This window comes from Salinicoccus roseus (genome assembly GCF_003814515.1).
Lineage (GTDB): Bacteria > Bacillota > Bacilli > Staphylococcales > Salinicoccaceae > Salinicoccus > Salinicoccus roseus.
Genome location: NZ_RKQJ01000001.1, coordinates 1182695 through 1205342 on the forward strand (window position 1 = coordinate 1182695; position 22648 = coordinate 1205342).

The following is a 22648-nucleotide window of genomic DNA, read 5'->3' on the forward strand; positions in this document are numbered from 1 at the left end:
TCCATTTGGATGTATCAGAATACCTGTTCCACTTCCACAAATCCTGGTACTTCTTCAAGCAGTGCACGTTCGATTCCTGCCTTGAGTGTGATTGTTGAGCTTGGGCATGTGCCGCAGGCTCCAAGAAGACGCAGCTTCACAATGCCGTCTTCCACATCCACAAGCTCACAGTCTCCTCCATCCCTCAGCAGGAACGGACGCAATTTATCCAATACTTCATCGACTTGTTCAAACATCGTATCTTGTCCAGTAGTCATGAAATTCACTCCCTCTTATTTCATACGCAAATGATTATATGTATATTATAATGGATATGGAACAAAAAATCCATCATCTGAAAGGCGGATGTTACTTCATGAAATATGCAATCAATGTATACGGCCGTGATGTCGTATGTGCAAGCTGCGTCAACGCACCAGGTTCCAAGGATACGTACGAATGGCTTGAAGCCGTACTGTCACGGAAGTACCCAGATCATGAGCTCAAGTTCAATTATATCGACATCGACCATGAGGACAACCTGTCGGATTATGACGAGAGCCTCATCGAACGCATCAATGAGGATGAGCTGTTCTATCCACTCGTCACCGTAAACGATGAAGTCGTACAGGACGGCCATATCCGGCTCAAGCCGATACAGAAGACAATCGAAAAGGAAGCATGATTTTTGCCCCTGGGAAGCATTTCCCAGGGGCATTTTTCATCAACCATTCGCCAGGTGGAGTCCACGGGTATGGAGCATACGGGCAAACATGCTCGTCACTACAGCCACAGCCACATCCTTCAGTATGAATGGAAGTATCGCCACCTTGAAGGCAGCAACAGCACTCATCGGCGTGTCGAGTACCACATTCATGATGAAGATGAAGTACAGGAAGCCGAACAGGAAGATGACAGCCGTTGCAGCGAGTGCAAAGCTGATTGCCCGGGCAGATGAGGACTTGTATGCAGCACCGAATCCGGCAAGCCAGGCCGCAGGTATGTAGCCGACGATGAAGCCGAAGGATGGTGAAACAAGCGATCCGATGCCGCCTCCCCCGGCAAAGACGGGCAGCCCGACGAGGCCCATCAGCATATAGACGAGCGCACTGAGCGCACCGAGTTTCGGCCCGAGCATCAGACCGGCAAGAAGGACCATCGGCACCTGCATCGTCACCGGTACCGGACCGATGGGCAGACGGATCTGTGCACCGATTGCAATGAGGGCTGCAAACAGGGCAACGTAGAGAAGATGTTTCGTTGACATAAAACCACCTCTTTCCTTTATGTCTACCATCATATCACTAACGGAACCCTATGTTAACCTTTTATTTTTATAGGTTGACAATGAGCGGTGAAGACGGCCCATAGGGACGCCTTCCCTATTGGACCGGTGTAATCGGTTTGCCGCCGTTCAGCACTTCCATGATGTTGTTGACGCAGAGGTTCATCATGTTGTTCCTCGTATCCACAGATGCGCTGCCGATGTGTGGAAGCAGTGTCATGTTGTCGATGCCGATGAAAGGATGATCCCGTCCAATCGGTTCATTCTCATAAACATCGAGGGCAGCTCCCTTGATGTCCCCGTTCCTGACCGCTTCTGCAAGATCGTCCTCCACCACATGGGCCCCGCGGCCGATATTGATGAAGTAGGCACTCTCCTTCATCTGGCTGAATGCCTCCTTATCAAAGCGGTGTTTCGTCTCGCCGGTCAGGGGCGCGGCACATAATACAAAGTCCGATTCAGCCAGAAGGTCTTCGAATGAGACCAGCTCAGCACCCATGGACTCGCCGACTTCCGAGCGGCTGCGGTTATGGTAGAGTACCTTCACACGGAATCCCGACAGGCGTCTGGCGAATGCCGCGCCGATCGAACCCATGCCGAATATGCCCACCGTCTTGCCGAATACATCCGTACCTGCCATATGGTAGGGGCTCCAGCCGGACCATTCCCCAGCCATCAGCTCACGGTTCGCCTCCAGTACACGGCGTGCGGCCGTCAGCATGAGCGTGAAGGCCAGTTCAGCGGTCGTTTCCGTCAGCACATCAGGCGTGTTCGTAATGACGACCTCATTGGCTCTGGCCGCCTCCAGGTCGATATTGTCGAAACCGACGGCCAGGTTGGCCACCACTTTGAGGTTCTGCGCATTTTCAAGCATCTCACGGTCGACCTTGTCGCTGAGCATGGTCATCACGCCGTGGGCATCCTTCGTCTCTTCGAGGAAGCGTTCGCGCGGCATCGGCTGCTCATCTTCGTTCCATACAACCACTTCGAAATCCTTCTTGAGCTTTTCAATCATGTTCGGGTTGATCTTTCTGGTGATTACAATCTTCTTCACTTACTTCACACTCCATTCCTTCAGATGGTCGATCATATATTCAGGCTGTCTTTCCTGTTTCTTCACTTCCTCGGCCGGTGTGACCCCCGTATTGACGTGAAGGGTGTGCACACCATTGTCGAGGCCGGTGCGTATATCCGTGTCATAATTGTCCCCGACGAGCAGGACCCTGTCCTTCGGCAGCCCAAGTGTGGAAACCGCCGCCTCCAGTATGATCCCCTCAGGCTTTCCGATTACAATCGGTTCGACCCCCGTCGTACTGGCGAGCACCGACACCAGCGAGCCGTTCCCCGGAACAAGACCCGCTTCCGTCGGAAACTTCCGGTCCGGGTTCGTGGAGATCAGTTTAGCCCCTTCCGCAATCAGAAGGGCGCCGCGCGACAGTTTGTCATAGTTGATTTCCCTGTCGAGCCCCATCACCACATAATCCACATCGGCATCCGCCAGTGTGAACCCCGACTCCGCGAGGGTCGACTTCAGACTTTCTGAACCGATGACATGAATGCGTGCTCCGGGCTGTTCGTTCTCAAGATAGGCGGCTGTCGCCATCGCTGAAGTGTAGAGGGTTTCCGGATGGATGTCGAACCCCATGTCGATCAGCTTCTGGGCAGCCTCCTGCTGTGTCTTCGTCGCGTTGTTGGTCAGGAATACATAGGGTATGCCGTTCCTGTTGAGCCTGTCGATGAAATCGATGGCCCCGTCTATGACCGTGTTCCCGCTGTACATCGTCCCGTCAAGGTCGACGAGATACCCTTCATACTTCATGCTGGTCTCCCTTGAATGCAGTGATGGTCTGCCCCTCATTTTCGAAGAAGGCAAAGACATTCCCTTTGAAATCCCTATATGCCGCGAAGTGTGCCTGGAAGTCCTTCTTCATCGCTTCGTGGTCGAGCTTTGTATAATTGCGCGTCAGCTCGCTGCGCCATGTGAATGTTTCACTGAAATGGCGGTTGTCATCCGATGGGATCACCCCTTCATTCTCCATGATGTCCATGACGTCCTGGTAGCTCCCGGGGTCCCTCAGGATGAATCCATCGATGATCATGTTGCCGACATCCACCACGGCTTCGATCAGCATTTGGCATGTGCGTTCGAGCGCAAGCCCTTCGGCCTTATCGAAATCGGCTGTGAGCCCTTCAATATAGTCCAATCTTTCAAGCAGTATATCCTTATCTACAAAGTACATCCATCGACACTCCCATAATCGTTCTTTTGTAACTCTTCCTATAATATGATAGCATAATTCCAATACACTTGAACTGGAGGGGAATCCTTTGATTGACTTCTTTCTTTATGATGAATCAGAAGACACCTATACACGCTACGTCAGCTTTGTGGGTGAACATGGGCGGTATGACCTCGCCATCATCCAGACGGACCGCTATTTCGGCAAAAGCCTGGTCCTGAATACACAGGGGAGCCGTTTCGGCATCATCGGCCCGGATGACCTCGAAGAGGAAGGGTACATCGCCCATATACTCGGATACACCGATGACGAAGCCTCGGAGGTGGAGGCGTTCCTCTCGGAAGTCATCGCCTGACCAAGTACAGGTCCATATAAGAATCAAGCCTGCTCCCCAGACGGGGAAGCAGGCTTTTTTCATTCCCCATCCACAGGCTGGTGGGCGGCGAGTGTCTTGTTTTTCTTTGGTTCCGGACTGCTGTCCGCCTGGTCCCGTCCATTGGATGAATTTTCGGGGCCGGGGCTTTCTGTCTCCGCTTCCTGGCCGGCCTTCATTTCCGATTTCGGTATTTTCCGCAGTACGAAGTAGGCGCAGCCGAAATTACAGTACTCATAGAGGTAATCCTGTATGGCGCTGTATTTCTTGTCGCGTTCCACCTTCGATTTGCTGTCGCGGTAGAAGCCGGTCAGCCTGAGTTTCTCATAGCCGATATCCCCAACGATATAATCATATTTATTCAGCACTTCACTGTACTTCTTCTTAAATTGTTCTTCATCAAAAGCATCCCGGTAATCTTCCACCAGTTCAAAATGCATATGATCTATCGTAATCATAGTACTTACTCACCTTTCAAAAGTTCATCACCCTGGGCCTGTCTCGCCTTGGCAGCTTCATTCACCTGCTCGTCGGCATGATAGCTTGAACGGACCATCGGCCCTGCTTCACAGTGCTTGAAGCCTTTTTCCATCGCCACTTTCCTGAGCTTGCCGAATTCAAGCGGCGTGTAGTACTTCTGGACTTTGAGGTGCTTCCTTGAAGGCTGGAGGTACTGGCCGATCGTCAGAATGTCGACATCGTTCGCACGGAGGTCATCCATCGTCTGGTGGAGCTCCTCGACCGTCTCCCCAAGGCCGACCATGATGCTTGATTTGGTCGGGATGTCGGGATACATCTCCTTCGAACGTCTGAGCAGTTCAAGCGTCCGGTGATACTTCGCCTTCGCACGGACCCTCGGTGTCAAGCGCTCGACCGTCTCGATGTTATGGTTCAGTATATCCGGCTTCGCATCCATCAGTGTCCTGAGGTTATCATACTCCCCACCCATATCCGATGGCAATACTTCTATTGTAGTAAATGGATTCTCCTCGCGGACTTTCCTCACTGTCTCCGCGTATACCCTGGAGCCGCCATCCTTCAGGTCATCCCTTGCGACCGCGGTGATGACGACGTGTTTCAGGTTCATCAGCTTCACGGATTCCGCAACGCGGTTCGGCTCATCCCAGTCGAGTTCATTCGGCAGCCCCGTCTTGACTGCACAGAAACGGCAGGCACGTGTGCATATCGCGCCCAGTATCATGAATGTGGCCGTGCGGCGCTCCGCCCAGCATTCGTGTATGTTTGGACATTTCGCCTCTTCACATACTGTATGTAGGTTCTTCTCACGCATCATCTTCTTCAGGCCGGTATAGTTCTTATTGGTGTTCAGCTTGATCTTCAGCCAATCCGGCTTTCTAAGTATCTCTTCATTTTTTGTAGCCAATTTACAATGCCCTCCTTAATTAAATCAATATCATGTTCATATTATCATAATTATTCGAATAAAGTGGCAAAAAAGAAAAATTCTTCACTCAATGTCATACTATAAAAAAACCGCCACCCGGGGGTGGCGGCCAATTCAACCTATGATTCTGCACTCTCCTTGACGATCGGTGTATAGACGACTTTGGAGACGACCACGACGATGATGAGGAGCACCAGCAGTGTCAGAAGCGCAAGCGGAAGACTTGATGTCAGACCAAGTACCAGATACCCGGCCAGCGCGATCATAGCGGAGCCGATCGCATATGGCAGCTGCGTCATTACATGGACGATGTGGTTGCATCCTGCCCCCGTCGAGGAGAGGATCGTCGAGTCCGAAATCGGTGAACAGTGGTCACCGAATACTGCGCCTGCAAGTACTGCTGCGATGCTTGGCAGCAGCAGATCAGTCGCCTCGAGTGAAATCATGATTTCACCTGTGATCGGAATGAGGATGCCGAATGAGCCCCAGCTTGTCCCCGTGGCCAGCGCCATCAGACAGGCGACCGCAAACACGACCGCAAGCAGAATGCCTGTCGGCATATTCGAACTCTCGACCATGGAACCGAGCAGTTCGCCGGTGCCGAGCTGGCCGATCAGGTCACCGATCATCCATGCCAGGGTCAGCACGAGTATCGCCGGGAACATGGCCATGAAGCCGGTCTTAACACCAAGCCATATCTCCGTTTTGCCGAAGTCATCGTCGCTGTGTGTGTACCTGAAGAAGTAGAACAGGCTGAGCAACAGGCCGACGATGCCCCCGATGACGAGGGAGTGCGTCACGAGTGTATTTTCGAAGATGCTGAAGATGTCCATGGAACCGCCTGTCACTGCACCTGTTACGAACATCGCTATGATGACCGTAAAGGCGAGCCCCAGGATCGGTACGATCAGCGCCTTGGCAGAACCCTGCTGATGGACGGGGAGTTCCTCGTCCGTTTCGCCGGGTACTTCGCGCGTGTCCCCGACCACCTGTCCATCATTGATGGCGAGGGATTCATGCTTCCGCATCGCTCCGATGTCGAAGCGTGTAAGGATGACGATGAACATCATCGCCACTGCAGTCAGCACGTAGAAATTCATCGGTATCATATAGACGAATGCCTGGAACGGCGTCACCGCCACCATGCCCGCTGCGGCAATCAGCGGGGCCACAAGACCCATGATGCCTGCGCCCCAGCTTGAAATCGGGGCAATGACAGAAATTGGAGATGCCGTCGTATCGATCAGATAAGCAAGCTTTGCACGGGAGACATTGTATTTGTCCGTCAGGGGTTTTGCCACCTGCCCCACGATCAATGCACTGAAGTAGTCATCGATGAAGACGATGATGCCGAGCAGTGCAGTCGCCATGTTGGCACCCTTCCGGGATTTCACCTTCGTCAGCGCCCAGGCGGTGAAGGCCCTTGCCCCACCCGACATGTTGATGAATGCAGTCATGATTCCAAGGAGACTGAGGAAGATGAGGATGAATGCATTCCACGTATTGATGGCACCCCCATCAACGAAAATGATTGCGAAACTGCTCCATATCATCCGCAGTGTCTCCATTATATCCGCACCCGCAATGACGAACGCCGAGGTGAGGATGCCGACACCGAGACTGATACCCACTTTTCGCGTCAGCACCACAAGCAGCAGCGTAAGCAGCGGCGGGATGAGGGAGATGTACTCCCAGTTCAATATACTTTCCATATATATCCTCCTGAAAAACGATTTAGATCATAAAAAAGACGTCACAGCAGCATTACAGAATCAGCCACCGTGACGTCAATCACCAATATGTAGCGCATCATCGTAATGACAGTACCAGGACTCTTCGACCTGATCCCAGGATGTCACCCCGCCGGGTGCACCCTTCGGCAACTGCCCCTTTCCAGAAGTTCAAAGCATGCCTGCTCCCTCCTGTACTCATGGCCGTTGCGACCTCTACTTTCCGTTCTTCAATTGTCATAGAATATTATAGCATAATCTGCATACTTTTCAACTATAATTCCGTGCGGTACATCTTGACGATTTCCCTCAGGAACTCGGGCATCTTATAGACCTTCTTCGAATACCTGAACTGCGGGAATATCCTGCCGAATGTATACATGTCCAGCGTGCCGAGTTTATAGTGCCGGCGGTCATCGATCCGTTCGCCATTGATGTAGTATTCGCGTTCCGACTGGACATAGCCGATATTGTCCGTGACGAAGCAGCCGAATATATCACCGCGGAAGCCGAGCCCCCGGATGATGTCATCCTTGAACTCATGCTTCGACGCCTGATTGAACACTTCCTTCAGCTCACGTCCGGTCAATTCGATCTGGACCGTGTTGATCGCGTGCGGCAGCACCTTATGCAGATCATATTCCGTCAGGGTCCCGCCCTCGAAGGACTTCGCAATAAGCCCCGTATGGAGCAGGCTCGCATCACTGTCCGTGAACAGCCTGAGCATGCGGGCCAATGCCATGATGAACCGGCTGGTGGAATAGAGGGTCCGTTCGATCGGCGGTGCCTCTTCCTTTACGACCGTCGACATCATGTCCCGGCCGATTTCATAATAATGGTCGTCACTGCTCGACAGCAGATCGGTGTCGTAGAGTCGGGCATGCTTGCGGATGAGTGCGCGCCCTTCAAACTCCAGCGTCACCTCCCCCACAAAATCCCCGAACCTCCCGGCAGCGGCAAGCAGCGTATCCCCGATCCACTCACCCTCTTCGAAATAATGATGTGTATGTGAACTCAATATGACATCTATTTCAGGAAACATCATTGCGAGGGATTCATCATCATAGCGTCCGAGATGGCTCATCATGACGATGCAGTCGACCTCTGTATTGATCTCCGTGATGGCTTTCAAAATCCACTCGAAAGCCTCCGACACTTCCCAGCCCAGCGCTTTGTAGAAGGGCGTGAATTCGACCGTTGCGGCGATGAAACCGAATTTGATGCCATTGATCTCCTTGATGACATACGGCTTGAAGTATGGGGAGGTGCTCCCCACCTCACGAAGGTTGGCACAGATGACCTCGAAATCCGCGCCGTCGTACAGTGTCTTCAGGTCCTCCTTCTGGAGGGTGATCCCTTCGTTGTTTCCGATTGTGGCGATATCGCATCCGGCTTCGTTGAGGATCTCCACGTTGCCCTTGCCGAGTGTCGCCTCGGTATAGGGGTGGGAGCGATCTGCGTGATCTCCAAGGTCGACGTACACCATATCCTGCTTGTACTGCCGTTTCTTGTTGTCGAGAAAATCCTTTATCTTCAAATAGTTGTACAGATGACTATGTATGTCATTTGTATGAAAAAGCTTCACTTCCATCCAATCACCTCTAAATGATGGTCTGTAGAATCATGTATACTCCGAGCAGCAGAAGGACTGTGCGCAGCACGACAACGAGCGAATCAGAATTGAAGCGGTGGTTGGCCATTACGCCGATCTTGGCCCCGATGAATGCGGCGGGGACGATGAAGACCGCGTACCAGAAGTCCACATTCCCCTGCAGTATGTGTCCGGCTGCAGCAGCCGAGCCGGAAAAGAAGACCATCATCATGCTGGTGCCGATGGCGATCGTCGCCGGCATACGGAAGACGAGCAGCATCAGCGGCGTCATCAGTGCACCACCACCAATGCCGAAAAGCCCTGTGAAGAAGCCCACCACAAATGTCGAGATGATGGCAATGTAGGCCGGAAATCCATAGTGGTGGACCTCCCCCATGTTGTCCACATGGGGTTCCATATACCGTTCATCCTGAAAGATGGAAATGGGTTTTATCCTATCCCTGACGATGAGCAGGGTACTCAGGAATATGAGGAATATGCCGAAATACAGATTGAAGCTGTCTATGGTGAAGAGACGGCTGGCATACGACCCGATGAAAGCCCCGGGCATGATGCCGAGCAGGAAGAGACGGCCATTCTTCCAGTCCACCTGGTTGCTTCGTCCATAGGAGATCATCGCCGACAATCCGATGACGATCAGGATGATGCTCGAAGTGCCGACTGCACTCTGCGGTGTGATGCGGTCCAGGATCCCCATGTTGATGCCGAAGAATATGAGCAGCGGAACGATGATTACCCCGCCGCCGATACCGACGAGTGCGCCAAGGGCAGAAGCGGCAAGCCCGATCAATATAAGAATGATAAATTCCATAAGCGTGGCTCCTTTGAAAGACCAGGGGATCCTGGCTGTAATTGTGCATCAGAAATCTTCTTCCCTTTACTGCTAGAACAGCTTCAACTGTTTCGGGGAAAGCCCTTCATACCGTATACCCATCATTGACATGAAATCCTGCGCATTTCCTGCGGCATGGCCGCCGGAATTGTTGTTGAACACGATGTAGATGTCCTTCGTCTTGTGATTGAGGATTTCGACCTGCCTCTTCAGCCATTCCAATTCTTCTTCGTTGTAGTCGTAGAGATACCTGACTGTCCGCCATTCCTGGCTGCTGCGGTCCTTCTGTGTCCAGCCGTGGACGTTGCGCCCATGCAGCCTGATGAATGCCGTCCGGTCCGTCACCCGGTTGACGAATGGGATGCTGCCGATGCCGGCCTGGGGTTCGTCACAGATGCTGTGGATCATGCCGTTGGCGTCGAGGAATGACAATGTCTCCTCCCGGTAGCGTGTCTCGAACCATGTCTGGTTTCTGAACTCTACCGCCACCTTGTATGGTTCAAGCTGTTCCTTCGCATACTTTACATAGCGTATATTCTTATGTGTACAATCGAACCATGGGGGGAACTGCAGCAGGACGAATCCGAGTTTCCCAGCCTTCTCCATCGGGCGCAGCATATCCCGGAATGCGCTGAAGACATCCCTGATGGAGTCGTAGTGGTCGCGGTAGTCGCTGTGCCCCGTCATATACTGGTGTGCCTTGACGACAAACTTGAACTTGTCCGGCGTCTCATTGCACCATTTTTCAACCGTTGAAGTACGCTGGATCGCATAGTATGTCGCATCCAGTTCAACGATGGGGAAATGGGAGGCATAGGCCTGCAGCTTATCCTTCTTATTTACAAGGTCGGTATACAGATCATCATGATCGCCCCAACCCGTCAATCCAATATAGATCATAGAAATCACCTTAATTTATTGTAACATAATTCGGCCTGCCATTTGTATAAAGTCCGCATCAGAGATGCTATGCCAAGTATATTATTTATAATAATTACAATCTATGTTATAATTTATTTATAATAATTATAAATAATATGAGCATCTCTTTTGTGGATGACGGGAAGTTGATATAAGATGGTAGTTGAAAACGCAGCGATTATGGTTATTTATATTAATATATAGATAATAAAAGCATCTTAAGGAGATGACTGCAATGGCTCTTGATTTGAAGGACTATGGAAACGACCCATTTGTAATCAACATCGACGACGCTACACTGCAGAACGAAGACTACCGCGTTGCACTATGGACGGGTGAGGAAATCCAGATCACGCTCATGTCCATTCCGCCCGGCGGGGACATCGGTGGGGAGGTCCATGAAGGACACGACCAGTTCCTTCGCCTCGAAGCTGGACACGGCAAAGTGATCATGGGGGACTCTGAAGATGAAATCACTTTTGAAAAGGAAGTCGGCCCGGATGATGTCATCCTGATTCCAAAAGGCAAGTTCCATAATGTGATGACTGTCGGCGACGAACCGATGAAGCTCTATTCAATCTACGGCCCGGCACACCATCCCCAAGGAACCAGACAGGCGACGAAAGAGATCGCCATGGAGGAAGAAGCAGACCATCACTGATCTCTTCCCCACTGCAGGAAACAGCCATGCAGGTGCATGGCTGCATCATTCCTGCCATTGAAGAACCATCCCTGCCACTCTAATCTATAAGGAGCACATTCCCATGACTATAATAGAATTCAAAAACGTCAGCCACAATGACATTCTACATAATATTACCGGCCACTTTAACGAGGGGCGCATCACAACCTTCGTCGGACCCAGTGGTGCAGGAAAGACCACATGCCTGAAGCACATCAACGGTTTGCTGTCGCCCGATTCCGGAGAGATATTCTTCAGGGGCGAGAACATTGCTGATATGGATATGATCGAACTGAGGAAGCGCATCGGCATGGCCTTCCAGAGTGCACCAATGATCGGCGGCACCGTCTATGACAACCTCAACCTTCCAAAAGCCATCTTCGGTGAGACAATCGATGAGGCGCATGCTCTCGAGTGCCTCGAACGTGTCGACCTCGGCGGCATCCCGCTCGATCAGAATGTAAAGTCACTTTCCGGCGGGGAGAAGAGCCGCATCTCCATTGCGCGCACGCTCGTCAACCGCCCCGAGGTCCTGCTCCTCGATGAGATCACTGCGAGTCTCGACTACCGGATGGTGAAGGAGGTCGAACGGCTGATCGTCCGCCTGCAGCGCGAAAATAATGTCACCGTCATCTGGATCACCCACGACCTCGACCAGGCACGCCGGGTCAGCGATGACATGTGGTTCCTCAGAAGCGGAGAACTGATCGAATTCGGGGACGCCTCCTTCATCGACCAGTCGGATAATCCGCTCATCAGAAAATTCGTGGAGGGGGAAGAACTTTGAGTTATGCATAGCTTGCACTGTCCCTGATATTCATCGCCATCCCGCTCGGCTTGGCGATCGTGCTCAAACTCGGACTTGAAAAGGATATCATCATCGCCACCATCCGTTCGATCATACAGCTGCTGATCATCGGATACATCCTCACCTTCGTCTTCGAAAGCGACAGTCCGATCTTCATCATACTGATGATCATGCTCATGATCGCCGCTGCCACACAGAACATCATCAAGAAGGGGGACGGCATTCCGGGCATCACCTGGATGATCGTCCTCACCCTCATCGTGGTCGAAACGGTGACGATGGGCATCATGCTGAGTTTCGGCATCATCCCTTTCGATCCGGAAGAAGTCATCCCGATCAGCGGCATGGTCATCGGCAACTGTATGGTGCTGTCCCTGCTCTTCCTCAACAAATTCAAGGATGAGGTCGACCGCAGTGATGAAACCATCGAACTCATCCTGTCCATGGGCGGCCAGCCAAAAGTCGCCATCGACAAGAGTCTGAAGTCTGCAATCCAGACCAGCATGATTCCGACGATAGAAGCCCAGAAGACCATGGGGCTCGTCCAGTTGCCGGGCATGATGAGCGGCCTCATCATCGGCGGCGCCGATCCGATGGAAGCCGTCATGTACCAGCTGCTGATCCTGTTCCTCATACTGACCACCGCAGCCATGTCCTCCGTCATGGTCGGATATATGGCATATCCGAAACTGTTCAACCAGAAGATGCAGTTCATCGGTCTTCAGTATAAAACAAAGTAGATTTCGAGTCCGCTTCCGGTTGGAGGCGGATTTTTTATTTTTATGTCCCGGATGGATGGTGGGAGGGAGTTTAACTTGCCGTCGTTCCGCCTGCGATGGTGAATTAAGCCTCCAACTCGCCATCGTTCCGGCCACGATGGTGAATTGGACAAAAAAAGGTGCACAAATGTGCACCTGACTACAGCTTTTCCCCGAGGGTCTCTTTTATGCTTTCGTATGTGGCCTGCCAGAATGTCTCATCACCAATAAAGCGCGAAGTCAGCGTCTGGATGGCTTCTTTGAACTGTGCATCGTATTCCGGCGCATCCTTTTCCGGCAACCCGGCCATCAGCTGGTCGACTGCTGTCTGCACCGTTTCTGAACGCGGGCCCCAGTGCGCGACTTCTTCCCCGTCTTCATCAATGAAGATGAAGATGGGAATCGAACGGGATCTGCCGTTCGTCAAATACTGGTCCATCAGTTCGAGATTGCTGTCCCTCAGCAGCATACGTACTTCCATGTGGCTCTTTTCGGCCAGGTGCAGCAGTATCGGGATGTTCATCATGGCATCACCGCACCAGTCCTCGGTAAGGACGATGACCCGGAGTTTCCGGTTTTCCAGCTGCCTGAAAAAGTTTTCGTCATCCGGGATCTGGAATTCATCGTATACTTTCTGCAGATTCTCGCGGTGCTTTTCCATTTCTTCAATATACACTTCTGCTGTCATTGCCTGATCATACCAATGTTCGAGCGGCATCTTCTCTCCTCCAATATTCGTTTATCATCCCGATTATATCATTCCCTCGTACACCCAACTAATAAATGGGCATTGTATTTTTTGATGCCCTGGACTATCCTTTTAATAATAGAGAAGGGAGGCACAAGTATGGAATCGAATTCAAAACACCTCAGGGGCCTGATTTTTGTCCTGCTCGGTGCAACATTATGGGGCGTCGGAGGTACAGCTTCAGACTATATTTTCAGGAACACGCCGGTCACTGTGGAATGGTATGTGGCATTCCGCCTGACGGTGAGCGGCATCATCCTTCTTTTTGCATATTGGCTGTTTTCCCGGAAACAGCAGCCTGTCCGGCTCGACCGCCGCACCCTTGGCATGCTGATCATCTACAGCCTCCTCGGCATGACGATGGTGCAGTATTCATTCATGGCGGCAATCGGTTACGGCAACGCCGCCATCGCAACGGTGCTTCAGTATACGGGACCAATCTACATCATCCTGTGGCTGATCATCCGCAAATATGCAAAATGGACGTTCGCCGACGCCTTCATCATTCTCGGCATCATCACCGGCGTTGTGCTTCTTGCAACAAATGGAGACCTCTCAAGGCTGGTCGTCTCACCTCCCGCCCTGATATGGGGTCTGATATCGGGTGTTGCACTCGCATACTACACCCTGCATGCCCAAGTGCTCCTGTACCGTCTGCACCCGCTCCAGCTCGTCGGCGGTTCGATGCTCATCGGGGGGATTGCGATGAACTTCATCCATCCCATCTGGCAGTTTGATTTCAGCTTCGACTGGACGGTCGGGCTCATCACCATACTGCTCTTCTCCGTCCTTTTTGGAACGACCCTCGCTTTCCTTCTTTACATAACCAGCCTGAAGCACATCTCCTCAAAGGAAGGTGGCGTCCTCGGAACTGTCGAACCGGCTTCGGCGGTCCTGAGTTCAGTGTTATGGCTTAATATCAGCCTGGGATGGTATCAGATCATCGGCACCATCATCATCCTCGGGGTGGCCCTCTATATTTCAGTCGGCCGCAAGGAGAAGGAGAAAAAATAAAACCACCCTGCGGGGTGGTTTTTTACATAGCCGGAAACAGGCCCAGCCATATCGCTGTGACCATTGCCAGCAGAAGGAGCACTTTTTCGTAGGCGGTCACCTGTTCGACATCCCGTACCCGCATCCTGAGCACGAGATAGATGCCATACCCGAGCATGAGCAGCGTACCGATGGCACCGATCGGCCGGTCCCCTATCATGGAAAAGGCGATCAGACCCACCAGGATGAGATAAATCAGTGCAGGCAGGCCCGCACGGTTCATTCCAAACCGCTTCACTGCCCATACGACACTCGTTTCCTTCACAGGTGTCGCCCTGTGGTCGGCTCGGATATCAGGCACATGGTGAATCATGACCCAGGCCATGCACCAGATTGCGTTGATCGATGCATTCTGCCATGCCCAGGCGGGGATGTGATCCAGCATGATCCATGGTGCTGCCAAGCCCAGCAGCAGAAGGGAGGGGAATAGGCTCAGCCATTCGCCAAGGAAGGGGCGGTATGCAAACCTGAATGGGGCAAGGGAATATGTAGCCGCCCCCCACAGCCCGACCATGCACAGGATCGCGAGCTCAATCTGTCCGAAGAGGAAGAACAATGCTGCAGCAAACACAAGTATCGCCGTCACGATAAGACCTATACGCTTCAGCATGCCGAGGGTCATGGTGCCGGTCTGCAGCACACGGCTGCCGCCTGACAGCAGTCCCGGACTTTCCTGATCTGTACCGGAGTGGAAATCTGTGATGTCATTGAAGACATGGGTGAGCACACCGTGGACGAGAAACCCTCCGATCACGAGCAGAATGAATAATAGAAATAGATTGAACTTCGATACATCGTACCCGAACGCCAGCGGGAGCACTGTTGATATGATGGTTGCGATACTCGATGTCACGACCGCAACCACCCGCATGAGCATCCCGATCCCCCTGAAACTGTATGATCCCTGTTCTGCCATAAATATACCCCTTTCGCCCTTTATGTTATATGCTGTCGTGCATTGCGCAGTGCCTGTTCGATATCACGCTTCCAACGCTTCCTGCCATTGACGACAAAACGCATGGATTCACCACTTCTAAGGACGAGTTCCAGTCCGTTCGGGACCGGGAGCACCTTCATGATATGGTGGCTGATGAGATTCACATGCTCCACTTCCTCGAGTGCTATTTTCGATTTCTTGTTGTTCAGATTCATCGCGTGCGGAAAATGATATATATATTTCGATGTCAGGTGGAGTTTTCCACTTGTGGCCACGCCATTTTTGAACAGATTGCCGTTACCGCTTCTCAAAGCCTCTTCCTTCACTTCTTCTCCTCCATTTCCTTGAGTATCCCTTTGGCCGCTTCAATGACATCCCCGGGCGTGACGCCATAATGGGAATGAGTGCCTGCCGCCCTTTCACCAGCGGTTGCATGCAGATATACCGCAATCTGCATCGCTTCGGCTGCCTCGGCACCCTGGGCCAGGAAGGCAGCGATCATTCCTGTGAGGACATCGCCGCTTCCCCCTTTTGCAAGCGCATCATTTCCATGCGGATTCACCCAGAGCCTTTCAGGCGTCGCGATGATCGTCCGATGCCCCTTCAGTACGAGATTGACCTGATACTTTTCTGCAAAGTCCTTCGCAACACCCATCCTGTCGGCTTCAATATCAGCGACCGTCCGGTCTGTCAGATTGGCCATCTCGCCAGGGTGCGGCGTGAGGATGACGGGCCCATCGTATCGGACCAGCAGTCCGAGCCGGCCCTTCACATGGTGCAGTCCATCGGCATCTATGATGATCGGCTGACCATCCAGCTGCCGGATGATCTCTTCGATGAACGCCTCTCCTCCATCAAACCTTCCAAGTCCCGGTCCGATGGCCACTGCATTGACCTTTTCAAACAGTTCCGCCTCCACACCCGCGCCACTGAAATGGCCGTCAGCTTCCGGCAGGGACCGGAGGAGGGCCAGCTGGTTCTGCCCCGCAACGGCCGGATAGATGCCTTCCGGTATCGCCAATGTGACGAGGCCGGCCCCCGTCTTATATGCGGCATGGGCACTATAGAGCGGGGCACCGACAAACGGTCTGGAGCCGCCAATGACCAGCGCATGTCCGAAAGTACCCTTGTGCCCAAACTCCGCCCTCCCGGGCAGTGCCTGGACAGCCAGCTGCTCCGTGACCAGTTCGGGCAGCTTCATACCGATCCTATCCGCCAGCGTTCCCGGCACTGAAATGTCCTTCACTGCAAGCCGTCCGATGACTGAAGGCCCATCCTGTGTAAAGAAGCCGAGCTTCGGAAATGCGAACGTAATTGTTTCGTCCGCCCGCACCGCCACATTCTCCACCCGCCCTGTATCACAGTCGAGACCGGATGGCAGGTCCACCGCATATACATGTGCTGCATGGCTGTTGACCCTGTCAATGACATGGTCGAACGGCGCCCTTACCGCACCGGATATACCCGTACCGAGCATCGCATCTACAATCACATCAGATGAAGCAAGCGCTGCATCGAGCCGCCCCAGCCCTTCTTCAACGGAATGGAGCGGCAGTTCCCTCGCAGTATGTATCCGGTATTGCACCAGTGCATCGCCCTTCAGCTTCCCCGGGTCCACAAGCAGCCAGGGCGCCGGGGTATACCCTGCATCGGACAGCCGTCTGGCGATGACGAACCCATCCCCTCCGTTATTTCCACTGCCGATCAATATGACGATCGGCGCCGACCGGTCCGGGTATGACCGGATGATCTCTTCTGCAACCTGGTTGCCGGCAATCTCCATGAGGACGGCACCGGATATACCCACTTCATCGATCGCAAACTGTTCGATGGCGCGCATTTCATCCCGCTTCACAATTTTCATGTTCAACCCCCATTCGCCTTTTCTGCCATTATACACTCAATTGTTTGAAAATAAAAAATCCACGGCAAAGATTGCCATGGAAATATTCAGCCGCCTTTCATGCATTTCTCCATATCCAGCGCTGCGTCCACCCTATTGGAGTCTGCCCCTGGCATCGACCCTGATCTCTTCAAGCACTTCGTCCCCTGAAACCAGCCAGGCTGTATCATACAGGTTCGATACAGGACAGATGTGGTTCGGTATGATCCGCACCTTCTCCCCGACCGCCACATTCCGGTTGAACGCTTCATCGTAGATGATCGCATGTTCATCGAACACGGAATCGATATGGACCCCTTCATATTCCCTGAGGAGACCGAGTCCCTCGGTACGGGTGATTCCGGCATTCCTCGTCTGCATGGTCAGCCCTTTTGCGCCGACATCCGTAATGACTCGTGCCTGCGTCGGTTTGCTGATTACGCTCGTCAGCACTGACGCAGCACAATGTGCATACGTACCGATGACATTCGACTGCCCGGCGTCCATCAGGATATAGGTGCCCGGCCTGATTTCAGTAATGCCGTCAGGAATGTCGAAGCCCAGCATGAAGGGCGGTGTCGAGCCGATGCTGATGACTTCGGGAGGCATGTCCATCTCCCGGGCGAGCTGCGCAAAACCGAGGGTGCGGTGGGCACTTTCCTCATAGAGTGTCCTGCAGGCTTCAGCATCCTCCGCTTTGTATGTATGCCCATCGTGTGAGAAGACTCCCCTGAAGTGTACATTATCGCTCCTGCCTATCGTTTCGACCAGCTTCTTGAAATCATCCACTTCGATGATGCCGGAACGCTTTTCACCCACTTCAATTTCCACGACCACCTGTGCTTTCCGGCCGCTGCCCTTAAACACAGCGTCTGCTTCCTCAACATGATGGATACTGTCGATGCCGAATGAAATGTCGATGGTTTCGGAAAGCCGCCTTATGCGTCCCAGTTTCTTCCTGCCGACAATCTGATTGGCGATGAATATGTCATCGAGGCCCGCCTGTGCCATCACCTCAGCTTCCCCCACCTTGGCTACCGTAATGCCCTGGGCGCCCGCTTCAACCTGCCATCCTGCAAGTGCCGACATCTTGTGGGTCTTGGTATGCGGCCTCAGTGCCACCCCATTCCTGTCGGCAAAATCCTGCATTCCTTCAATGTTCTCCCGTACCCTTTCCCTGTCAATCAGAAGGGCCGGTGTATCAATATCCGAATAATGCATACTTCTACCTCCCATATATTCATATCCAATTCAATTCTATCATGAACCTCTTCAACAGACAGGCTTCAACATCCAACATCCAACATGCGGCAAGCCAGCATCAGCCCAATCTGCACTTGATCCATTACATTAAAAGATATCTTCTTTCATATAATAAGGTACATACATAGTGAAATTAATATCTAAAGTTTATTTAAAATTATATTACATTCGTATTACTGTTTCATATCAATTTTTCTATATTATTGAAAAATTAAGACATAATGATATCGTGAAACACGTACCATACAACTATGAAAAAGGAGCAGAACTACATTTATGAAGAACTTCAAATCTCTAGCACCATTGCTTTTCACACTTCTTGCTGTACCGAGTTTTGCATTCGCAAGCTTCAGCACCGCATCCGCCGACCAGTGGCACGAGAATACATATGAAAGCAGCCAGCCTCAGGGGCTGCACCCCATCGTTGCCGAACGTGCTGAAATATTGAGGCAGAGGGCTGCTTCCATCGGCATCGTCATCAGATTTACAGATGGTTTCCGTTCATTCGAAGAACAGGATGCCCTCTATGCCCAAGGACGTACGGAGCCGGGATACATCGTCACTAATGCCCGTGGTGGACAATCCTATCACAATTACGGCCTCGCGGTCGACTATGCGCTTGAAGTGGGTCATCAGGTCATCTGGGATATCGAATATGACGGCAACGGCAATGGCAGATCCGACTGGTTCGAAGTAGCACAGATGGCCAAGGAGCTTGGCTTCACCTGGGGAGGGGACTGGGAAAGCTTCCGGGACTATCCGCACCTCCAGATGGATTTCGGCTATTCACTGCATAACCTTCAGACAGGCAACCACTACCTGTACTGATGTTCATATGAACCAAAAATCACCCTGGTCAATATTGACCAGGGTGATTTTCATGATTTCTGGTGTACGCTGAACCTATATCAGCGTATCATAGACTTCCTTCACGATTTCATGGCTCGGCATCGGACCGAGGTTCTTCGTAATCGTACCTTTGAGATAAGACGCACTCATATGCGGTTCTATTTCCGCAACCGATTCCCGGCTGCCGACTAGATAGGCGCCGCTCAGTTTGCGCTCCTTGATCTCTTTCGACAGGCGCGGGACAAGGTTCTTGTACCAGCGCTGCCTGTTCTCATCGAACCGCCTCTGGAATGCGTCCTTGCCGGTTGCCCGGTCGACGGGCGGCGTCGCCTTGTCATAATCCACCCAGTCCTCCCGGTCAAGGTCCCAGCTGAAATGCCTTTCATCGAGAATCTCCCCGAGTGCCGTTTCTATAAAAGCGACATTCCTCTGCTGGATGACGATGATGCCTGTTTCAGGAAACTTCTGGTCCAATGCTTCCAACTGCTGTGTCTGGGCTTCAGTGCTCCAATGGAAGGAGGTGGTTACAGGCACCTGAAGGATCTTTTCCTCCCATAACTCGCCATCAGCCGATGCCGCAAGGAAATAGCTCTTCTGCATATTCAGCTGCTGTTCCTGAATGCGCGTTTCCATCCGGTCCAGAAGCTTCTTCAGTGCCTTCCCCTCTTTCGGATTTTCACTTTCCTTGACCTGGTCCTTCAATTCCTTCATGCCATTTTTCAAATGGATCTTCCATTCCCCATTCTGCTGGCCTTCACTGGCGTCCGTATTGAGATACATGGTGAGGATGCCGATGTCATCCGATTTTGCGTTGATCTTCTTTATGTCTTTTGTCATAGCCATATACGTGCTCTCCCCTTCTTCGTAAATTCATATTTGCGAAGCGGCACACATTTCTATTGCTTTCCACTTTCATACAGTCTACCCTGAAATATTTCATATGAAACATCGATCAAGCTCCGTTGCGGCCCACTGCAACCTCCCCGTCCCTTCTGCCATGCATGAAGTGATAGACCGCAATGCCGGCCAGGATCACCGCAACAAGCACCATATACATCCCACGATAGCCGAAGACGGGAACGATATATCCAAGCATCAATGGTCCAAGTCCGAGACCAAGGTCGAGAGCGATGAAATAGGTCGAATTGGCAAGCCCCATCCGGTGATGCGGAGTCAGCTTGATCGCGAGCGCCTGGGCGATGGACTGGAAATTCCCATACCCAAGGCCCATCAGTACTGCTGCCGCAAGAAACATCCACCCTGCGAAAGACTGGCTGAGCATCAGCATTCCTGTTGCGAATGAAATGAGGGCAGGATAGACCACGATATTGGCGCCCCTCTGATCCATCAGACGACCTGTGAACGGGCGCGACAGCAGCACCGACATGCCATAGATGAGGAAGAAGAAGCTGCCTGCTTCGACCAGGTCGATTTCAGCTGCATATTCGGTCACGAATGACAGGATGCCTGAATATGCAAGGGCCAGGACGAACATTGCGATCGAAATCGGGAGTGCACGCGCTTCAAAGTAGTCCGTAATCCTGAACCCCTTCCTGCCCGCCTCAACTTTGACCTCAGGAGGCTGCAGCGAAAGGCTGAGCACAAGGCTTAGGGCTGCCATGATGAGGGAGAAGAGGAAGATGCTGTTGAACCCAAACTGAGTCAGAAGCATCACACCGATCAAAGGCCCGATGGCTGTAGCCATGACCACACTCATGCTGAAGTATCCGATGCCCTCCCCGCTCCTTGAAGTCGGAATGATCTGTGAGACGATGGTGCTCGTCGCCGTCGTCGCAAGGCCCATTGCCAAACCATGCAGAAATCTGAGCACCATCAGCGGATAGAGGCCGAGCGGCAGAAAGTATAGTGACGTCGCCACCAGCACGGACACCGTGCCGATCAGCAGCATCTTCTTGTTGCCGACCACAGCAATCTGCTTTCCACCATAGAGACGGCCGAACAGGGCCCCGATGATGAAGATGCTGGAGACGAATCCGCCCATGCTGACCGAAGCATCGTATGTGTCCATGGCATATGTCGCCATCGTGACGAGCAGCAGGTATAGCGACAGCATGAGTATCAGATTGGCGACAGACGTGAATACGAAATCCTTCGTCCATAGTCTTTCCTTATATGTATCACTCATATGGTATTCAACATCCTTATCAATAGAAGTGGTTAGTCCGCCTAACTATTGTATTCCTTTTTATTCATCGTGTCCATGAATTCCGGAAGGTCCCGAAACTGAGATTTCCATCGGCCGCTTCCTGATGCGGTACATGCCGTTATGCTGTTATAATGGAAGATGAAGACTGTGCCGTCCATAGGACGGACCAATAAAATGCTTGTGAGGGAATACCTATTGGATAATCAACGAATGCCACTCCACCTAAAAATGGGCAGCTTTCTGGCCAATATGAAGAATCTGCTGAAAGGCAAGGTGCTGCTGGCCAACGTGCTCCCTGTCTTTACAGCATACTGGCTGGCCCTCTATTTCAGCGGTGCACGCTTCATGGACCACCTGGGACTGTTCCTGCTGACGATGGCAGGGAGCACACTTGTCATCTCAGGGGCACTGATGCTGAATAACTGGTACGAGAGTGACCTCGACATGAAAATGGACAGGACCCGGAACCGCCCGACGGTGACAGGCGCCTTTCCACTGCGCGCCGTACTGTGGGGAGGAATCGCGACGACGATCATCGGCCTCTCCATCATGATGTTCACCACCTTCGAGGCAACCATCTATTCATTCCTTGGCTGGTTCTTCTACGTCGTCCTCTACACATTCTGGACGAAGCGCAGATATACACTCAATACCATCATCGGCAGCATTTCAGGTGCATTCACCCCACTGATCGGGTGGGCCGTCATCACACCTGTGGATCATATCGTACCGATTGCTCTGTTCTATCTGCTTCTCATCTGGCAGGTCCCCCATACGTTCGCCATCGCAATAAAGCGCCTTGAGGACTATACCCGGGCTGGCGTTCCCATGCTGCCGGTCGTGAGCGGCGTCGATCTGACGATCCGCCAGATCATCATCTACGTGATTGCACTCCTGCCCTTCCCCTTCATTCTGGCCGATCCGATGGGCTGGGGCTTTTCCACATTTGCACTCGCCCTTACCATACTTTGGATCATACTCGCAGCAATGGGACCGAAAGCCGGGAACAAAAAGGTATGGGCACAGATGAACCTGCGTTACTCGATCATCTATCTGTTCCTCATACTTTTCTCTATGGTGCTCATTACATTCTTCACGGGGTGAGGAAGATGCTCAAAAATAAA

At 52.3% G+C, this 22648-nt stretch carries 26 protein-coding genes and 1 riboswitch; of the genes, 8 read left to right on the forward strand and 18 right to left on the reverse strand.

From position 1 onward, the window contains the following. Nucleotides 1-14: 14 nt before the first annotated feature. The gene (locus tag EDC33_RS05975) at nt 15-257 is read right to left on the reverse strand and encodes a NifU family protein (RefSeq protein WP_031547410.1); all 243 of its coding nucleotides are present in this window, start codon (nt 255-257) and stop codon (nt 15-17) included. Between the two features lie 56 nt (nt 258-313). On the opposite strand from EDC33_RS05975, the gene EDC33_RS05980 reads away from it, so the two are divergent. Beyond that, on the forward strand, nt 314-664 hold the full coding sequence (locus EDC33_RS05980) for a YuzD family protein (protein WP_229716610.1): 351 nt from the start codon (nt 314-316) through the stop codon (nt 662-664). A 39-nt stretch (nt 665-703) separates the two neighbouring features. Here EDC33_RS05980 and EDC33_RS05985 read toward each other — a convergent pair whose 3' ends face one another. The 4 genes from EDC33_RS05985 to EDC33_RS06000 all read right to left on the reverse strand — a co-directional run bounded on the left by EDC33_RS05985 (nt 704) and on the right by EDC33_RS06000 (nt 3504). After that, the gene (locus EDC33_RS05985) at nt 704-1246 is read right to left on the reverse strand and encodes a biotin transporter BioY (RefSeq protein WP_124010514.1); all 543 of its coding nucleotides are present in this window, start codon (nt 1244-1246) and stop codon (nt 704-706) included. Nucleotides 1247-1361: 115 nt separating this feature from the next. Continuing rightward, nucleotides 1362-2318: a 2-hydroxyacid dehydrogenase gene (locus EDC33_RS05990; protein WP_040105040.1), complete on the reverse strand. Its 957-nt coding sequence runs from the start codon at nt 2316-2318 to the stop codon at nt 1362-1364. Continuing rightward, nucleotides 2319-3083, reverse strand: coding sequence for a TIGR01457 family HAD-type hydrolase (locus EDC33_RS05995; RefSeq protein WP_040105041.1), 765 nt, complete (start codon nt 3081-3083; stop codon nt 2319-2321). It abuts the gene before it with no gap. Beyond that, a complete protein-coding gene (locus tag EDC33_RS06000; protein WP_124010515.1) occupies nt 3073-3504 on the reverse strand; it encodes a DUF86 domain-containing protein in 432 nt (143 codons plus the stop codon). The genes EDC33_RS05995 and EDC33_RS06000 overlap by 11 nt, the downstream gene beginning before the upstream one ends. 88 nt (nt 3505-3592) lie before the next feature. Between EDC33_RS06000 and EDC33_RS06005 the strand changes: the two genes are divergently transcribed. Then, nucleotides 3593-3859 (forward strand): DUF3055 domain-containing protein, encoded by a 267-nt coding sequence (locus EDC33_RS06005; RefSeq protein WP_040105043.1) that lies wholly within the window; start codon nt 3593-3595, stop codon nt 3857-3859. Nucleotides 3860-3918: 59 nt separating this feature from the next. Here the strand turns inward: EDC33_RS06005 and EDC33_RS06010 are convergent, their stop codons facing one another. The 6 genes from EDC33_RS06010 to EDC33_RS06035 form a co-directional block, all read right to left on the reverse strand. Next, nucleotides 3919-4335, reverse strand: a complete 417-nt coding sequence (locus EDC33_RS06010; protein WP_084217635.1) for a YutD family protein — start codon at nt 4333-4335, stop codon at nt 3919-3921. Nucleotides 4336-4340: 5 nt separating this feature from the next. Beyond that, nucleotides 4341-5261 (reverse strand): lipoyl synthase, encoded by a 921-nt coding sequence (lipA, locus tag EDC33_RS06015; protein ID WP_040105044.1) that lies wholly within the window; start codon nt 5259-5261, stop codon nt 4341-4343. A gap of 140 nt (nt 5262-5401) precedes the next feature. Continuing rightward, a complete protein-coding gene (locus EDC33_RS06020) occupies nt 5402-6994 on the reverse strand; it encodes a Na+/H+ antiporter NhaC family protein (protein ID WP_124010516.1) in 1593 nt (530 codons plus the stop codon). A gap of 82 nt (nt 6995-7076) precedes the next feature. Further along, nucleotides 7077-7239: riboswitch (Lysine riboswitch) on the reverse strand. Nucleotides 7240-7286: 47 nt separating this feature from the next. Beyond that, nucleotides 7287-8603: a bifunctional metallophosphatase/5'-nucleotidase gene (locus EDC33_RS06025; protein WP_040105046.1), complete on the reverse strand. Its 1317-nt coding sequence runs from the start codon at nt 8601-8603 to the stop codon at nt 7287-7289. A gap of 10 nt (nt 8604-8613) precedes the next feature. Further along, nucleotides 8614-9435 carry a sulfite exporter TauE/SafE family protein gene (locus EDC33_RS06030; RefSeq protein ID WP_040105047.1) on the reverse strand — a complete coding sequence of 274 codons (822 nt, stop codon included), beginning with the start codon at nt 9433-9435 and terminating at the stop codon, nt 8614-8616. 72 nt (nt 9436-9507) lie between these two features. Further along, nucleotides 9508-10356 (reverse strand): DUF72 domain-containing protein, encoded by an 849-nt coding sequence (locus EDC33_RS06035; protein ID WP_094906580.1) that lies wholly within the window; start codon nt 10354-10356, stop codon nt 9508-9510. A 256-nt stretch (nt 10357-10612) separates the two neighbouring features. Between EDC33_RS06035 and EDC33_RS06040 the strand changes: the two genes are divergently transcribed. The 3 genes from EDC33_RS06040 (at nt 10613) to EDC33_RS06050 (ending at nt 12607) form a co-directional block, all read left to right on the forward strand. Then, nucleotides 10613-11038: a cupin domain-containing protein gene (locus EDC33_RS06040; protein ID WP_094906581.1), complete on the forward strand. Its 426-nt coding sequence runs from the start codon at nt 10613-10615 to the stop codon at nt 11036-11038. A 103-nt stretch (nt 11039-11141) separates the two neighbouring features. Further along, entirely contained in the window at nt 11142-11846 is a 705-nt protein-coding gene (locus EDC33_RS06045; protein WP_094906582.1) for an ABC transporter ATP-binding protein, read from the forward strand. A gap of 17 nt (nt 11847-11863) precedes the next feature. After that, nucleotides 11864-12607 carry an ABC transporter permease gene (locus EDC33_RS06050; protein WP_249036082.1) on the forward strand — a complete coding sequence of 248 codons (744 nt, stop codon included), beginning with the start codon at nt 11864-11866 and terminating at the stop codon, nt 12605-12607. A 178-nt stretch (nt 12608-12785) separates the two neighbouring features. Here EDC33_RS06050 and EDC33_RS06055 read toward each other — a convergent pair whose 3' ends face one another. Then, a complete protein-coding gene (locus EDC33_RS06055; protein WP_124010517.1) occupies nt 12786-13343 on the reverse strand; it encodes a thioredoxin family protein in 558 nt (185 codons plus the stop codon). Nucleotides 13344-13472: 129 nt separating this feature from the next. Here EDC33_RS06055 and EDC33_RS06060 point away from each other — a divergent pair, with 129 nt between their 5' ends. Next, nucleotides 13473-14387: an EamA family transporter gene (locus tag EDC33_RS06060; protein ID WP_170156365.1), complete on the forward strand. Its 915-nt coding sequence runs from the start codon at nt 13473-13475 to the stop codon at nt 14385-14387. A 22-nt stretch (nt 14388-14409) separates the two neighbouring features. Here the strand turns inward: EDC33_RS06060 and EDC33_RS06065 are convergent, their stop codons facing one another. The 4 genes from EDC33_RS06065 to EDC33_RS06080 form a co-directional block, all read right to left on the reverse strand. Next, a complete protein-coding gene (locus tag EDC33_RS06065; protein ID WP_094906586.1) occupies nt 14410-15342 on the reverse strand; it encodes a prenyltransferase in 933 nt (310 codons plus the stop codon). A 20-nt stretch (nt 15343-15362) separates the two neighbouring features. Next, nucleotides 15363-15689, reverse strand: a complete 327-nt coding sequence (locus EDC33_RS06070) for a hypothetical protein (protein WP_040105055.1) — start codon at nt 15687-15689, stop codon at nt 15363-15365. Beyond that, entirely contained in the window at nt 15686-17227 is a 1542-nt protein-coding gene (locus EDC33_RS06075) for an NAD(P)H-hydrate dehydratase (RefSeq protein WP_124010519.1), read from the reverse strand. Before EDC33_RS06075 ends, EDC33_RS06070 begins: the two co-directional genes overlap by 4 nt. 132 nt (nt 17228-17359) lie before the next feature. Then, nucleotides 17360-18466, reverse strand: coding sequence for an alanine racemase (locus EDC33_RS06080; protein ID WP_124010520.1), 1107 nt, complete (start codon nt 18464-18466; stop codon nt 17360-17362). A 318-nt stretch (nt 18467-18784) separates the two neighbouring features. Between EDC33_RS06080 and EDC33_RS06085 the strand changes: the two genes are divergently transcribed. Continuing rightward, a complete protein-coding gene (locus EDC33_RS06085) occupies nt 18785-19336 on the forward strand; it encodes a M15 family metallopeptidase (RefSeq protein ID WP_094906589.1) in 552 nt (183 codons plus the stop codon). Between the two features lie 75 nt (nt 19337-19411). On the opposite strand, the gene EDC33_RS06090 is transcribed toward EDC33_RS06085, so the two are convergent. Both EDC33_RS06090 and EDC33_RS06095 read right to left on the reverse strand, forming a co-directional pair. Next, nucleotides 19412-20200: a VLRF1 family aeRF1-type release factor gene (locus EDC33_RS06090; RefSeq protein WP_094906590.1), complete on the reverse strand. Its 789-nt coding sequence runs from the start codon at nt 20198-20200 to the stop codon at nt 19412-19414. A gap of 109 nt (nt 20201-20309) precedes the next feature. After that, nucleotides 20310-21503 carry an MFS transporter gene (locus EDC33_RS06095; RefSeq protein ID WP_094906591.1) on the reverse strand — a complete coding sequence of 398 codons (1194 nt, stop codon included), beginning with the start codon at nt 21501-21503 and terminating at the stop codon, nt 20310-20312. A gap of 231 nt (nt 21504-21734) precedes the next feature. Here EDC33_RS06095 and cyoE point away from each other — a divergent pair, with 231 nt between their 5' ends. Next, nucleotides 21735-22628 (forward strand): heme o synthase, encoded by an 894-nt coding sequence (gene cyoE, locus EDC33_RS06100; RefSeq protein ID WP_229716609.1) that lies wholly within the window; start codon nt 21735-21737, stop codon nt 22626-22628. Nucleotides 22629-22648: the final 20 nt, after the last annotated feature.

Coding starts and splice junctions, on each gene's coding strand:
- EDC33_RS05975 (WP_031547410.1), bottom strand. CDS start 257: ATGACTACTGGACAAGATACGATGTTTGAACAAGTCGATGAAGTATTG.
- EDC33_RS05980 (WP_229716610.1), top strand. CDS start 314: ATGGAACAAAAAATCCATCATCTGAAAGGCGGATGTTACTTCATGAAA.
- EDC33_RS05985 (WP_124010514.1), bottom strand. CDS start 1,246: ATGTCAACGAAACATCTTCTCTACGTTGCCCTGTTTGCAGCCCTCATT.
- EDC33_RS05995 (WP_040105041.1), bottom strand. CDS start 3,083: ATGAAGTATGAAGGGTATCTCGTCGACCTTGACGGGACGATGTACAGC.
- EDC33_RS06000 (WP_124010515.1), bottom strand. CDS start 3,504: ATGTACTTTGTAGATAAGGATATACTGCTTGAAAGATTGGACTATATT.
- EDC33_RS06010 (WP_084217635.1), bottom strand. CDS start 4,335: ATGATTACGATAGATCATATGCATTTTGAACTGGTGGAAGATTACCGG.
- EDC33_RS06020 (WP_124010516.1), bottom strand. CDS start 6,994: ATGGAAAGTATATTGAACTGGGAGTACATCTCCCTCATCCCGCCGCTG.
- EDC33_RS06025 (WP_040105046.1), bottom strand. CDS start 8,603: ATGGAAGTGAAGCTTTTTCATACAAATGACATACATAGTCATCTGTAC.
- EDC33_RS06030 (WP_040105047.1), bottom strand. CDS start 9,435: ATGGAATTTATCATTCTTATATTGATCGGGCTTGCCGCTTCTGCCCTT.
- EDC33_RS06035 (WP_094906580.1), bottom strand. CDS start 10,356: ATGATCTATATTGGATTGACGGGTTGGGGCGATCATGATGATCTGTAT.
- EDC33_RS06040 (WP_094906581.1), top strand. CDS start 10,613: ATGGCTCTTGATTTGAAGGACTATGGAAACGACCCATTTGTAATCAAC.
- EDC33_RS06045 (WP_094906582.1), top strand. CDS start 11,142: ATGACTATAATAGAATTCAAAAACGTCAGCCACAATGACATTCTACAT.
- EDC33_RS06055 (WP_124010517.1), bottom strand. CDS start 13,343: ATGCCGCTCGAACATTGGTATGATCAGGCAATGACAGCAGAAGTGTAT.
- EDC33_RS06060 (WP_170156365.1), top strand. CDS start 13,473: ATGGAATCGAATTCAAAACACCTCAGGGGCCTGATTTTTGTCCTGCTC.
- EDC33_RS06065 (WP_094906586.1), bottom strand. CDS start 15,342: ATGGCAGAACAGGGATCATACAGTTTCAGGGGGATCGGGATGCTCATG.
- EDC33_RS06075 (WP_124010519.1), bottom strand. CDS start 17,227: ATGAAAATTGTGAAGCGGGATGAAATGCGCGCCATCGAACAGTTTGCG.
- EDC33_RS06080 (WP_124010520.1), bottom strand. CDS start 18,466: ATGCATTATTCGGATATTGATACACCGGCCCTTCTGATTGACAGGGAA.
- EDC33_RS06085 (WP_094906589.1), top strand. CDS start 18,785: ATGAAGAACTTCAAATCTCTAGCACCATTGCTTTTCACACTTCTTGCT.
- EDC33_RS06090 (WP_094906590.1), bottom strand. CDS start 20,200: ATGGCTATGACAAAAGACATAAAGAAGATCAACGCAAAATCGGATGAC.
- EDC33_RS06095 (WP_094906591.1), bottom strand. CDS start 21,503: ATGAGTGATACATATAAGGAAAGACTATGGACGAAGGATTTCGTATTC.
- cyoE (WP_229716609.1), top strand. CDS start 21,735: ATGCCACTCCACCTAAAAATGGGCAGCTTTCTGGCCAATATGAAGAAT.